Origin of the sequence: Rhizobium terricola, assembly GCF_012927355.1 — a bacterium.
Taxonomy (GTDB): Bacteria; Pseudomonadota; Alphaproteobacteria; order Rhizobiales; family Rhizobiaceae; genus Allorhizobium; species Allorhizobium terricola.
In genome coordinates this window covers 96,867-110,408 of the sequence record NZ_JABBGK010000003.1, presented here as the reverse complement: position 1 = coordinate 110,408, position 13,542 = coordinate 96,867, and the positions used below count along the sequence as shown (strand labels likewise).

The 13,542-nt window shown below is 61.9% G+C and carries 11 protein-coding genes; 4 read left to right on the top strand and 7 right to left on the bottom strand.

The window, feature by feature from the left end:
* Window positions 1-5: 5 nt before the first annotated feature.
* The 5 genes from araD to chvE form a co-directional block, all read right to left on the bottom strand.
* Window positions 6-1,751: an L-arabinonate dehydratase gene (gene araD / locus HHL25_RS15555; RefSeq protein ID WP_169593215.1), complete on the bottom strand. Its 1,746-nt coding sequence runs from the start codon at window positions 1,749-1,751 to the stop codon at window positions 6-8.
* A gap of 53 nt (window positions 1,752-1,804) precedes the next feature.
* On the bottom strand, window positions 1,805-2,770 hold the full coding sequence (gene araD1, locus HHL25_RS15550) for an AraD1 family protein (RefSeq protein WP_169593213.1): 966 nt from the start codon (window positions 2,768-2,770) through the stop codon (window positions 1,805-1,807).
* Between the two features lie 9 nt (window positions 2,771-2,779).
* Entirely contained in the window at window positions 2,780-3,991 is a 1,212-nt protein-coding gene (gene mmsB / locus HHL25_RS15545; protein ID WP_169593210.1) for a multiple monosaccharide ABC transporter permease, read from the bottom strand.
* Complete coding sequence (gene mmsA / locus HHL25_RS15540) at window positions 3,991-5,526, bottom strand: multiple monosaccharide ABC transporter ATP-binding protein (protein ID WP_169593207.1); 1,536 nt, start codon at window positions 5,524-5,526, stop codon at window positions 3,991-3,993. The genes mmsB and mmsA overlap by 1 nt, the downstream gene beginning before the upstream one ends.
* 116 nt (window positions 5,527-5,642) lie before the next feature.
* Window positions 5,643-6,713, bottom strand: a complete 1,071-nt coding sequence (gene chvE, locus HHL25_RS15535) for a multiple monosaccharide ABC transporter substrate-binding protein (RefSeq protein ID WP_169593205.1) — start codon at window positions 6,711-6,713, stop codon at window positions 5,643-5,645.
* Window positions 6,714-6,884: 171 nt separating this feature from the next.
* On the opposite strand from chvE, the gene HHL25_RS15530 reads away from it, so the two are divergent.
* Together HHL25_RS15530 and HHL25_RS15525 are read left to right on the top strand one after the other, a co-directional pair.
* A complete protein-coding gene (locus HHL25_RS15530; protein ID WP_169593203.1) occupies window positions 6,885-7,826 on the top strand; it encodes a LysR substrate-binding domain-containing protein in 942 nt (313 codons plus the stop codon).
* Between the two features lie 112 nt (window positions 7,827-7,938).
* Window positions 7,939-8,337 carry a DUF2794 domain-containing protein gene (locus tag HHL25_RS15525; protein ID WP_169593200.1) on the top strand — a complete coding sequence of 133 codons (399 nt, stop codon included), beginning with the start codon at window positions 7,939-7,941 and terminating at the stop codon, window positions 8,335-8,337.
* A 4-nt stretch (window positions 8,338-8,341) separates the two neighbouring features.
* Here the strand turns inward: HHL25_RS15525 and HHL25_RS15520 are convergent, their stop codons facing one another.
* Window positions 8,342-8,899 (bottom strand): GNAT family N-acetyltransferase, encoded by a 558-nt coding sequence (locus HHL25_RS15520; protein WP_169593197.1) that lies wholly within the window; start codon window positions 8,897-8,899, stop codon window positions 8,342-8,344.
* Window positions 8,900-9,049: 150 nt separating this feature from the next.
* Window positions 9,050-10,933 (bottom strand): MFS transporter, encoded by a 1,884-nt coding sequence (locus HHL25_RS15515; protein WP_169593195.1) that lies wholly within the window; start codon window positions 10,931-10,933, stop codon window positions 9,050-9,052.
* 577 nt (window positions 10,934-11,510) lie between these two features.
* On the opposite strand from HHL25_RS15515, the gene HHL25_RS15510 reads away from it, so the two are divergent.
* Window positions 11,511-12,545: an aspartate-semialdehyde dehydrogenase gene (locus HHL25_RS15510; RefSeq protein ID WP_169593192.1), complete on the top strand. Its 1,035-nt coding sequence runs from the start codon at window positions 11,511-11,513 to the stop codon at window positions 12,543-12,545.
* Window positions 12,546-12,717: 172 nt separating this feature from the next.
* A complete protein-coding gene (locus HHL25_RS15505; protein WP_169593189.1) occupies window positions 12,718-13,539 on the top strand; it encodes a lytic murein transglycosylase in 822 nt (273 codons plus the stop codon).
* Window positions 13,540-13,542: the final 3 nt, after the last annotated feature.

Genomic DNA, 13,542 nt, shown 5'->3' with positions numbered 1-13,542 from the left:
CTCTGTCAGTGCGAGTCCTTGCCGACGGCCGAACCGCGGCAACCCTTCAGGAAGTCGAAGTCGGCGCCGGTATCGGCACCTTCGACATGGTCGTGGAACATCCGCGCATAGCCGCTTGCCGGCGGTTCGGTCGCCGGACGCCAGGCGGCCAGGCGCCGCTGCAGTTCCTCGTCCGGAATGTCGAGGTGAACGCGGCGGTTGGCCACGTCGATCTCGATCATGTCGCCATTCCTGACCACGGCCAACGGCCCGCCTACGGCGGCTTCCGGAGAGGTGTGCAGGAGAACCGTGCCATAAGCCGTGCCGGACATGCGAGCATCCGAAATGCGAACCATGTCGGTGATGCCCTTGCGGAGCACCTTGGGCGGCAGGCCCATGTTGCCGACCTCGGCCATGCCCGGATAGCCGCGCGGACCACAGTTCTTCATGACCATCACGCAGGTCTCGTCGATGTCGAGGGACTCGTCGTTGATCTTGGCCTTGTAGTCGTCGATGTCTTCGAACACCACGGCTCGGCCACGATGCTGCATCAGGTGCGGAGAAGCCGCCGACGGCTTGAGAACACAGCCCTTCGGCGCAAGGTTGCCCTTGAGCACGGCGATTCCGCCCTGCTGGGTGAGCGCCCGCTCGACCGGACGGATGACGTCGTCGTTCCAGTTGCGGACGTCCTTGACTTCGTCCCAGATCGCCCCGCCGGAGACCGTGAGTGCATCCTTGTGGAGCTTGCCGGCTTCACCGAGCATCCTCAGCACGACCGGCAGGCCGCCGGCGTAGAAGAACTCTTCCATCAGGTATTCGCCCGACGGCATGAGGTTGACGATGGTCGGGATGTCGCGGCCGAGGCGGTCCCAGTCGGAGAGCGTCAGGTCGATGCCGACGCGACCGGCGATCGCCAGAAGATGCACGACGGCATTGGTGGAACCACCGATCGCCCCGTTGGTGCGGATGGCGTTCTCGAAGGCGGCCTTGGTCAGGATGTCGGAGGGCTTCAGGTCGTCCTTGACCATCTGCACGATGCGGCGGCCGGTGAGCTGCGACATCGCGCGGCGGCGGCTGTCGACCGCCGGGATGGCGGCATTGCCCGACAGCGTCATGCCGAGCGATTCCATCATGGAGGCCATGGTGGAAGCGGTGCCCATCGTGTTGCAGGTGCCGGTCGAGCGCGACATCGAGGCCTCGGCCTCGAGGAATTCCTCCTGCGTCATCTCGCCGGCCTTCACGGCTTCGGAGAACTTCCACAGATGGGTGCCGGAGCCGACGCGCTCGCCACGGAAATAGCCGTTCAGCATCGGTCCGCCGGACACCATGATGGTCGGCAGGTCGACGGAGGCGGCGCCCATGAGCAGCGACGGCGTGGTCTTGTCGCAACCGACCAGCAGCACGACGCCGTCGATCGGCTGGCCGCGGATCGCTTCCTCGACCGCGAGTGCGGCAAGGTTGCGGTACATCATCGCCGTCGGACGGTAGGTGTTTTCGGAAGCCGAGAACACCGGAACTTCGACCGGGAAGCCACCGGCTTCCCAGACGCCTGCCTTCACCTTCTCGGCGAGTTCGCGCAGGTGCCCGTTGCAGGGGGTGAGATCCGACCAGGTGTTCATGATGCCGATCACGGGACGGCCGTCGAACAGGTCGTGCGGATGGCCCTGGTTCTTCAGCCAGCCGCGGTGATAGATGTTGTCGCGGCTGTTGCCGCCGAACCATTCCTGGGATCTGAGCTTGCGTGGCCAAGCGGCCGGTTTGAATGCGCTCATGGCTATTCTCTGTTCTCTTATCCGAACCTGCCCGCCCCTCGTCGGCGGCCTGTTCAGAGGGTTGTTACGTCGATGGCTTCAGAGCTGGCATGTGCCAGGGGGTTCTTGAGCGGCAGGCCGAACTGGGCTGCCTGGACTTCGAACACATCGCCTTCCTCGGCCTTCATGCCGTCGGCAAACGACAACGTCGCCGTGCCAAACATGTGCACATGCAGGTCGCCGGGCTGACGGAACAGGCCGTACTTGAAGTGATGGTATTCGAGGTTTGCAATCGTGTGGGACATGTTGTCCTCGCCTGACAGGAACGGCTTTTCCCAGACCACCTTGCCGCCGCGCAGGATGCGGGAGGTGCCCTCGATATGGGCCGGCAGCGGGCCGACCAGCATTTCGGGGCCGAAGGAGGCCGGCCGGAGCTTGGAATGGGCAAGGTAGAGATAGTTGATCTTTTCCGTCACGTGGTCGGAAAACTCGTTCGCCAGCGAGAAGCCCATGCGGAACGGCGTTCCGTCCTTGCCGATCAGGTAGAAGCCAGCGATCTCGGGTTCTTCGCCACCGTCGAGCGCGAAGGACGGCGATACCAGCGGCGATTCCGGGGCGACGGCATTGACGCCGGTGCCCTTGTAGAACCACTCGGGCTGGACGCCGGTTTCGCCGGCCTTCGGCTTGCCGCCCTCGAGGCCCATGCGGAACATCTTCATCGAGTCGCTCATGCCGACGGTGTCGGCGTGCATGCTATCGCGGGCCGAAGCCGATCCGGTATGGGTGAGCCCCGTACCGGTGAGGAACATATGGGCGGCATCCGGGTGACGGACCGGGCAGTCGAGCTTGCCGGAGGCCGCAAGAGCCGCAAGATCGACGGTTTCGCCGGCACCCGCGCTCTCGATCACGGCCGCCAGCGACGAACCGGCTTCGACGGCGGCCTTCGCGAGATCATATGTCGAGGAGAAGCCCGGAACGATGCGCGCGGATTCCCCCTGGCGGCAGATCACACCACCGGCCTTCAATTGCGAAAGAAACATGCCCTTACCTCAGACTGCTTTGTTCTTGTTGTACACGTCGAAGAAGACGGCTGCGAGCAGGACCAGGCCCTTGATGAGCTGCTGGTAGTCGATGCCGATACCCATGATCGACATGCCGTTGTTCATGACACCCATGATGAAGGCGCCGATGACCGCGCCGATGATGCGTCCCACGCCGCCCGAGGCCGATGCGCCGCCGATGAAGCAGGCCGCGATAACGTCGAGCTCGAAGCCTACGCCGGCCTTCGGGGTCGCCGAATTGAGGCGGGCCGCGATGATCATGCCGGCAAGCGCCGCAAGCACACCCATGTTGACGAAGGTATAGAAGGTCAGCCGCTCGGTATTGATGCCCGAGAGCTTGGCCGCCTTTTCGTTGCCGCCCATCGCATAGATGCGACGGCCGATCGTCGAGCGGGTCGTAATGAAGGTGTAGAAGGCGATGAGCACGCCCATGACGACGAGCACGTTCGGCAGGCCGCGATAGGTCGACAGCTGGAAGCCGAGGAAGATGGCGACCGCGCTGATGACCAGCATCTGGCCGGCGAAGAAGATGAAGGGCTCGTTTGGCGTGCCGTGCTTGTCGTTGAGCGCGCGGCTCTTGAGACCCGAATAGACGGCCCAGCCGACCAGCGCGAGGACCGCGACCAGCGCCACGTAGTTCTTGATCAGGCTGGTGGCCGGATCGGTGAACGACAGGAAGTCCGGGATGAAGCCGGTCGACAGCAGCTGGAATTCCTTCGGGAACGGACCGATCGGGCGGCCCTCGAGCACGACATAGGTCAGGCCGCGGAAGACCAGCATGCCGGCGAGCGTCACGATGAAGGACGGGATCTTCTGATAGGCGACCCAGTAGCCCTGGGCAGCACCCATGGCAGCGCCGAGGATGAGGCAGAGCGGCACGACCAGCGAGAAGTGCCAGCCCCATTTGACCAGCATGATCGCCGAGATACCACCAATGAAGGCGACGATCGACCCGACCGACAGGTCGATGTGTCCGGCGACGATGATCAGCAGCATGCCGAGCGCCATGATGACGATGAAGGAGTTCTGCAGCACCAGGTTGGTGATGTTGACCGGTTTGAACAGAACGTTGTTCGTCATGAACTGGAAGAACAGCATGATGACGACGAGCGCGAGCAGCAGGCCGTATTCGCGGATGTTCTTCCTCAGATAGTCGCTGACGGAGACTTTCGGGGTTTCGGTGCGGGTGTCGATGGCCATTAGTGTTTCTCCCCCGAGCGCATGATGGCACGCATGATGGATTCCTGGCTCGCTTCTTCCTTCGAGAGCTCGGCGACGATCCGGCCTTCGTTCATGACGTAGATGCGGTCGCAGGTTCCGAGCAGTTCGGGCATTTCCGACGAGATCATCAGGATGCCCTTACCCTCTGCGGCAAGCTGGTTGATGATGGTGTAGATTTCGAATTTTGCGCCGACGTCGATGCCGCGCGTCGGCTCGTCGAGGATCAGGACCTCGGGATTGGTGAACAGCCACTTCGACAGCACGACCTTCTGCTGGTTGCCGCCGGAGAGGTTGACGGCTTCCTGGTAGATCGAGTGCGAGCGGATCCTGAGCTTCTGGCGATAGCCGGAGGCGACGCTCGCCTCCTTCCGCTCGTCGATGAAACCGTTCGACGATACGTCCGACAGATTGGCAAGCGTCGTGTTGTGCATGATGTTGTTGTTCAGCACGAGACCCAGATGCTTGCGGTCTTCGGTGACGTAGGCGAGCCCCGCCTCGATGGCCTTCGGGATCGTGCTGACATCGACCGGCTTGCCGTGCATCGTGACGTCTCCGGTGATCTTGTGGCCCCAGGACTTGCCGAAGATGCTCATCGCGGTTTCGGTGCGCCCTGCTCCCATCAGGCCGGCGATGCCGACGACTTCACCGGCCCGGACCTTGAAGTTCACATTGTGAAGGAACTGACGGTCACGATGATTCTGGTGGAAGACGTTCCAGTTCTTCACCTCGAGCAGCGTATCGCCGATCTTCGGTTCGCGCGGCGGATAACGGTCTTCCATCGCACGGCCGACCATGCCGCGGATGATCCGGTCTTCGCTCACGTCCGTCCCGTGACAGTCGAGCGTCTCGACGGTGCCGCCATCTCGCAGGATGGTGATCTGGTCGGCGACCTTGCGGATTTCGTTGAGCTTGTGGGAAATGATGATCGATGTCATGCCCTGCTTGCGGAATTCCATAAGCAGATTGAGCAGGGCGTCGGAATCGGTTTCGTTGAGCGATGCGGTCGGCTCGTCGAGGATCAGCAGCCTGACCTTCTTCGACAGCGCCTTGGCAATCTCGACCAGCTGTTGCTTGCCGACACCGATGTCGGTGATGAGCGTCGAGGGGGCGTCCTTCAGGCCGACCTTGGCCAGAAGGTCCTGGGTCCGCGCAAACGTAGCGGGCCAATTGATCACGCCGTTGCTGGCTATCTCGTTGCCGAGAAAGATGTTTTCGGCGATCGACAGGAGCGGCACGAGCGCCAGTTCCTGGTGAATGATGATGATGCCGAGATGCTCGCTGTCGGAGATGGTCGAGAAACGACGCACTTCGCCGTCGAAGTGGATTTCGCCCTCGTAGGTACCGGCGGGATAGACCCCCGAAAGCACCTTCATCAGCGTCGACTTGCCGGCTCCGTTTTCACCGACCAGCGCGTGGATCTCGCCTTCGCGCACCTTGAAGCTGACATTGTCCAGGGCCTTCACGCCGGGAAACGTCTTGGTGATGCCGCGCATCTCGAGAATGATGTTGTCCATGTGCAGAATTCCGGCGCAGGTTCGGCGACGATATCGTCAAGCCGAAGCGCGAGCTCCCTAGTCTCTACGGGAAAAGGGTCCGCGAAGGATCGCGGACCCGAATGTCGATCAGATGATTACTTGTCGATCTGGTCGGCGGTGTAGTAGCCCGAAGACGTGAGCACGTCCTTGGCATTGGCCTTGTCGAGGGCGACCGGCTTCAGCAGGTAGGACGGAACGACCTTCACACCGTTGTTGTAGGTCTTGGTGTCGTTAACTTCCGGCTCCTTGCCCTGGAGGACAGCATCAACCATCTTGACGGCGACCTTGGCGAGTTCGCGGGTGTCCTTGAAGACGGTCGAATACTGTTCGTCGGCGAGGATCGACTTGACCGACGGCAGTTCGGCGTCCTGACCGGTGACGACCGGCATTGCCATGTCGCCCGAGCCGTAGCCGACGCCCTTCAGAGCCGAGAGAATGCCGATCGACAGACCGTCATAGGGAGACAGAACGCCGTTGACCTTGGCATCGGTGTAGGTCGAGGACAGCAGGTTCTCCATGCGAGCCTGGGCGACGGTGCCGTCCCAACGCAGCGTACCAACCTGTTCCATGCCCATCTGGCCCGACTTCACGACGATGTCGCCGCTGTCGATCAGGGGCTGCAGGACCGACATCGCGCCATCGTAGAAGAAGAAGGCGTTGTTGTCGTCCGGCGAACCGCCGAACAGTTCGACGTTCCACGGCTTGGTGTCGGCGAACTTGGCCTTCAGACCGTCAACGAGGCTGGTTGCCTGGAGAACGCCGACCTGGAAGTTGTCGAAGGTGGCGTAGTAGTCGACGTTACCCGAGTCACGAATCAGACGGTCATAGGCGATAACCTTGACGCCGGCGTCTGCCGACTTCTGCAGGATGTCCGACAGCGTGGTACCGTCGATGGCGCCGATGACGAGAACCTTGGCACCCTTGGTGACCATGTTTTCGATCTGGGCGAGCTGGTTCGGGATGTCGTCATCCGCGAACTGCAGGTCCGGCTCGTAACCGGCTTCCTTGAAAAGCTTTTCCATCGTCTCGCCGTCCGAGATCCAGCGCGTCGATGTCTTGGTCGGCATCGAGATACCGACAATTCCCTTAGTTTCCGCAATCGCCTGCGACGCGAGCATCGAAATGCCCAGTGCGGCAGAGGCAATAAGAGTAGCAATTTTCTTCACGGAATTCCTCCCTTGGCTATAAGTCCGGTCCCAGCTCCTTCTGATGACCGCACACTGCGAGAACCGGCGACCGCACGAGCCCCGCCTGATCCGAGGCGAGTCTTAGCGCCGCGAATATACCGATCAAATGATTAGTTTGACTTTCTGCATACCATGAATGATATGTGAGCCATGTCCGATATCCTCGCAAATCGACTGCTCCCGAAGCATTTCAGCCTGATTCGTGCCGTGGCCGAATACGGCCAGCTCAGTCTTGCAGCCAATGCACTGGCGCTCACCCAGCCGGCCGCATCCCGCATGCTGGCCGACATCGAGCGCCATGTCGGCGCCGCGATCTTCGTTCGCACCCCGAAGGGCATGGAGCCGACGGCGATCGGCGTCGCGCTGGCACGCCGCGCCCAGAACCTGCTCGAGGAGATTCGCGAAGCTGCACGCGAGGTGGAGGCCATCCGGCGCGGCATGACCGGCACGGTCCGGGTCGGCGCGGTGACCGGCGGCGCGGTCGGCTATGTCGTCCCCGCGATCCAGACGCTGAAGGCGGAGGCGGAAGCGGCGGACATCCATGTCGACGTCGCGCCGAGCGGCGCCCTGATCAACGATCTCCTCGCCGGCCAGCTCGATTTCGTCCTCGGCCGCATTCCGAACGGCGTCGATGCCCGGCAGTTCTCGATCGTCGGTGTCCTGTCGGAAGAGGTCGACCTTCTCGTCCACCAGAGCCATCCGCTCGCCTATGCCGAACGGCTGACCATGGCCGACCTCGTCCACTTCCCCTGGGTCATGCAGGCCCCGGGCGCGCCGGTGCGTCAGGCTCTCGAAGGCGTCTTCATCGAACAGGGCGCGGCGATCCCCTCCAACATCGTCAACACCACCTCGCTGCTGGTGATGATCGCGATGCTCGCCGCCTCCAACGCAATCGCCCCGATGTCGCGAGAGGTCTCCGAACTGCTGTGCCGGCACACGACTGGCACGGGCCTCCTCCAGCTCGACATCGAGCTTCCGATCGCGGTGGCGCCGTATCACCTGATCACGGTCGCAGGAAAACGCATGACCCCGATCGCTGCCCGCATGCGCGAATTGGTCATGTCTGAGTTCGACAACCGCAGACGCGGATGACTGTCTGCCTTTGCGGCACCGGCCGCGGCAATGGCCGGACGAGGCTTGCAATTTCGCCTCCTTGAGGCAAACTGTCATCCATTCGTCATGAATGCAGGGTTGCGAACCACCGATGAGCGATCAGCCGGACATAGGGCGCCAGGACATCGAAAGCCCGGACGCCAGCCTTGCTTCGGTTGTCGACCTCCGCGAATACAGGCAGAGCCGCGATCCCCTGCCCGTCACCTTCCATCGACGCGAACTCGACGCCATCCTCTGGATCTACGGACGCATGGTCGGCGAGGGAGAATGGCGTGACTATGCCATCGATCACCTGAAGGAGAAGGCCGTCTTCTCCGTTTTCAAGCGTTCGGGCGAGTATCCGCTCTACCGCATCGAGAAGAATCCCAAGCTCGCCGCCAAGCAGGGCGCCTTTTCGGTGATCGGCGCCGACGGGCGCATCCTGAAGCGCGGCCATGAGCTGAAACAGGTGCTCAAGGTCTTCGACAAGGCCCTGAAGCTGGTCGACTGACGTCTTAGCCGGAAAAGAGCGTTCCAGGATAACGTGCCGGATCGGGGTCGGTCGAGTCGCCCTCTCCGAGCGTAACCTGCATGAAGACCGTATCGAGCCATTGGCCGAGCTTGAAGCCCGTTCCGTTCAGCGTCCCAACCATACGGAACCCGCAGGCGCGATGGACGGCGATCGAGGCGAGGCTCGCCCCGCCGATCACGGCGACCATCTGGCGAAAGCCGAGATCGGTGGACTGCTTCACCAGTGCCTCGAGCAGCAGGCGGCCGATCCCACGGCCGCGGGCTTCGGCCGCGATATAGATGGAATCCTCGACCAGCCAGCGATAGGCGGGCCGCGTCCTGAAGGCCGAGGCATAGGCGTAACCGAGCACAGCACCGTCCTCGGCGGTCGCCACGAGATAGGGATAGCGCTGACCGGTAATCGCCGAAAAGCGCTTGGCCATCTCCGCTTCATCGGGCGGCGCGAGCTCATAGCTCGCCGTTCCGGTCGACACCGCATCCGCGTAGATGCGGGTGATCGCCGCAATGTCGGAGACGTCGGCGGGTCGAAGGCTGATTGTCATGGGATCACCGTCAGGAGGCAGGAATGACCCACTCTTTCACAGCCGCAGGGGTACTTCAAGCAACACGACCAGAGAAGCCGGACAGGGCTCCGGCCACGAAAAAGCCCGGCGCTTTCGCACCGGGCTCCATTGGTTTGGACATCGCGCCGATCAGCCGTTGATGTCGTTGTCCTTGGTTTCGCGCAGGAAGATCATGCCGATGACGAAAGTGACGCCAGCGATGATGACCGGATACCAGAGACCGTAGTAGATATCGCCCTTGGCGGCGCTCATTGCGAAGGCCGTTGCCGGGAGAAGACCGCCGAACCAGCCGTTGCCGATGTGGTACGGCAGCGACATGCCGGTGTAGCGGATACGGGTCGGGAACATCTCGACGAGCATGGCGGCGATCGGGCCGTAGACCATGGTGACGTAGATCATCAGGATCGTGAGCACGCCGATGACGCCCGTCCAGTTCACCTGGGCCGGATCGGCCACCATCTTGAACGCACCGGCGTTGGCGATGGTGTAGACCGGGACTTCTGCGGCGCCCGCAGCAGCGGCTTCGTCGGCCGTCAGGACCTTGTCGGCAACGAGCTTGCTGGTGGGAACCATCGCCTTTTCGCCCGCACGGATTGCAGCTGCGTCGAGCGAGAGCTCCGAATTGGCGGCAACGAAGCCGTCGAGCTTGCTTTCCGGAACCGTTGCGGCAGCACGAACCAGCGGGTAACCGTTGGCCTGCAGGGCGAGGTTGATGCCCTTCTGCATCTTGGCATCGCTTGCCTTGGCCTGATCGCCGGCCTTGACGGCGTCATAGCTCTCGATCGTCGCATCGCCGATCTTGATCGTGGCAACCGCACCGGCGGGGCCGGCAACGACGTCATAGGGAACCGAGTTCTTGGTCAGCGTCGAGGTCGCGAGGTCGCACGACGTGGTGAACTTGGCGGTACCGGTCGGGTTGAACTGGAAGTTGCAGTCTGCCGGATCGGCGGTGACCGTCGCACGGATATTTTCCTGGGCCGTTGCCAGAGCCGGGTTACCGAACTGGGTCATGGCCTTGAAGAGCGGGAAATAGGTGAGAACGGCGAGCAGGAGGCCGGCCATGATGATCGGCTTGCGGCCGATCTTGTCGGACAGCCAGCCGAACACGACGAAGAACATCGTGCCGATGGCAAGCGCGATGGCGACCATGATGTTCGCAGCCTGCGCGTCGACCTTCAGAACGTTCTGCAGGAAGAAGAGCGCGTAGAACTGACCGGAATACCAGACCACGGCCTGGCCGGCGACGGCGCCGACGAGAGCGAGAATGGCAACCTTGGCATTCTTCCACTGGCCGAAGGCCTCGGAGATCGGCGCCTTGGAATGCGTGCCTTCTTCCTTCATCTTCTTGAAGGCGGGGGACTCGTTCATCTTCATGCGGATCCAGACGGAAACGCCGAGGAGGAGTGCCGAAAGCAGGAACGGAATGCGCCAGCCCCAGGCAGCAAAGGCTTCCTTGCCCATTGCGGTCTGGATGCCGAGAATGATGAGAAGCGACAGGAACAGGCCGAGCGTTGCGGTCGTCTGGATCCACGAGGTGTAGAAGCCACGACGGCCGTGCGGGGCATGCTCGGCCACGTAGGTGGCAGCACCGCCATATTCACCGCCAAGGGCGAGACCCTGCAGCATGCGAAGTGCGATCAGGATGATCGGAGCAGCGATGCCGATCGTTGCCGAGCCGGGCAGAAGGCCGACCAGGAACGTCGACAAGCCCATGATAAGGATCGTGACAAGGAAGGTGTACTTGCGGCCGACCAGGTCGCCCAGGCGACCGAAAACCAGCGCGCCGAACGGACGGACAAGGAAGCCCGCAGCAAAGGCGAGCAAGGTGAAGATGTTACGGGTTGCTTCCGGATACTGAGAGAAGAAGGTCGCGCCGATATAAAGCGCCAGTGAACCGTAAAGATAGAAGTCGTACCACTCGAAAACCGTACCGAGAGACGACGCAAAGATAACCTTGCGCTCTTCGGCGGTCATGCCTCTGGGCGAGCCGGTGACGGCTGCGACATTTGCCATTGCTATTCCTCCACAAAAATCAGGTTCCCCGTTGCCCGCCGACCCACCACTCCTCCGGGTCGCTTTGTCGCGGTTACGGGTTGTTTACACACTGGCAGAAAACAGGAGAAATCAAGAGAGATGCTTTGGGCTTATGACTTAAGTCTAACGCGAAGTTTGATGAGCGACGCAAATAAGAAAATAGAACCGCTTTTGTCGCCAATTTGCGACATGCAATTCACAGGCGCGCCAAACTGCTGCACTGCACCCAAAGGGTTGTAGGAACTCAGGAATCGCAGGAATCGGCCCGGCTCTTGCTTGACTCTCCGCAAAAACCTTTTAATAGCTCGGCGGAATAAGGATTCGCTTCATGCATTCGCTCTGCTCGCACTTCGCAGACAGGTTTGCCCTGGCGCACAGCGCCGGGATCTCGATGCGTTTCTCCGCTTCGTTCACGACCAAGGCCAAAACGACGACGAAAACCGTCTGACGTCTCTGGCCCCCGCTCTCTCCCCGGCACGGCCGGGGACAAGGAAGACGCGCAATGCGCGGCTCTCCCCCTCACCATACCGCGGAGAGACAGAAAGAGAGCATGTAAATGGGTTTCAAGATCGCAATCGCAGGCGCAACCGGCAATGTCGGGCGCGAAATGCTGAACATTCTCGCCGAGCGCGGCTTTCCCGCCGACGAGGTCGTGGCTCTGGCATCTGCCCGCTCCCAGGGCACCGAAGTCTCCTTCGGCGACAAGGTGCTGAAGGTTCAGAACCTGGAAAACTATGACTTTTCCGACACCGATATCTGCCTGATGTCGGCAGGGGGCACGATCTCGCAGAAGTGGTCTCCGAAGATCGGCGCCCAGGGCTGCGTCGTCATCGACAACTCTTCCGCCTGGCGCTACGACGCCGACGTTCCGCTGATCGTTCCGGAAGTAAACCCGGACGCCGTCGTCGACTTCAAGAAGCGCAACATCATTGCCAACCCGAACTGCTCGACCGCGCAGCTCGTCGTGGCCCTGAAGCCGCTGCACGATGCCGCCAAGATCAAGCGTGTCGTGGTCTCCACCTACCAGTCGGTCTCTGGCGCCGGCAAGGAAGGCATGGACGAGCTCTTCACCCAGACTCGCGCCGTCTTCGTCGCCGACCCGGTCGAAGCGAAGAAGTTCACCAAGCGCATCGCGTTCAACGTCATCCCGCACATCGACGTGTTCATGGAAGACGGCTACACGAAGGAAGAGTGGAAGGTGCTCGCCGAAACCAAGAAGATGCTCGACCCGAAGATCAAGGTGACCTGCACCGCCGTGCGCGTTCCGGTCTTCATCGGTCATTCTGAATCGGTCAACATCGAGTTCGAGAACGAGATCACTGCCGATCAGGCCCGTGACATCCTGCGCGACGCGCCGGGCTGCCTCGTGGTCGACAAGCACGAGAACGGCGGCTACGTGACGCCGGTTGAATGCGCCGGCGAAGACGCGACCTATATTTCGCGCATCCGCGAAGACGCAACTGTCGAGAACGGCCTCAACATGTGGATCGTCTCCGACAACCTGCGCAAGGGCGCGGCGCTCAACGCGGTGCAGATCGCGGAACTGCTGGTCAATCGCGGCCTGATCAAGCCGAAGAAGGCTGCTGCCTGATCGTTCCTGGCCGGTCCTTCGTCCAAACGGACAACAGGGCCGGCCAAGCTCGTCCTTTCGTGACCGGAAAGACAAAAAAAGCAGCATCGAAACAGCTCGACGCCCCGTGACAGAATCAACCGTCGCTGGCATGGTGCGCAGCAAGTCTAAAATTGCAGGATTCGAGGCATAAATGCGACTGTTCAAGATCTTGTCCGCGGCGTTTCTGACCGCCGCCGCGTTTTCAACCGCAACAACCGTGGCTTCCGCCGCGCAATGCGGCAAGACCTCCGCGGGTTTCGAGCAATGGGTCGAGCAGTTCAAGACCGAGGCAAGCGCACAGGGACTGAGCCCCAAGCTTCTCGACAAGGCCTTCGCCACCGTTTCCTACAACAATGCCACGATCCGCGCCGACCGTGGCCAGAAGAGCTTCAAGCTTTCCTTCGAGCAGTTCATGCAGAAGCGTGGCGGATCGACCATCATCTCGCGCGGAAAGAGCATGAAGAAGGGCAACGCAGCCCTGTTCTCGCGGATCGAGCAGCGCTACGGCGTGCCGGCCGGTCCCCTGATCGCCATCTGGGGCATGGAAACCGGCTTCGGCTCGTACATGGGTAACGAGCACACTCTGTCTGCGGTCGCCACGCTGGCCTATGATTGCCGCCGCTCCGAATACTTCACAGACCAGCTTTACGCTGCGCTTCAGCTCGCCTCGACCGGCACGCTTCCGCTGACCGCCCGAGGCGCCGCTCACGGCGAAATCGGCCAGACCCAGTTCCTGCCGCGCAACGTCGCCCGCTTCGGCGTCGACGGCGACGGCGACGGCCGCGTCGACCTCGTCCGCTCGCGCGCCGATGCGCTGGCTTCGACCGCAAACTTCCTGCGTGGCCATGGCTGGCAGCCGGGTGCGGGCTATCAGCCGGGCGAGCCGAATTTCGGCGCGCTGCAGGGTTGGAATGCGGCCAAGGTCTATCAGCAGGCAATTGCCTATATCGGCGCACAGATCGACGGCCAGTAAGGG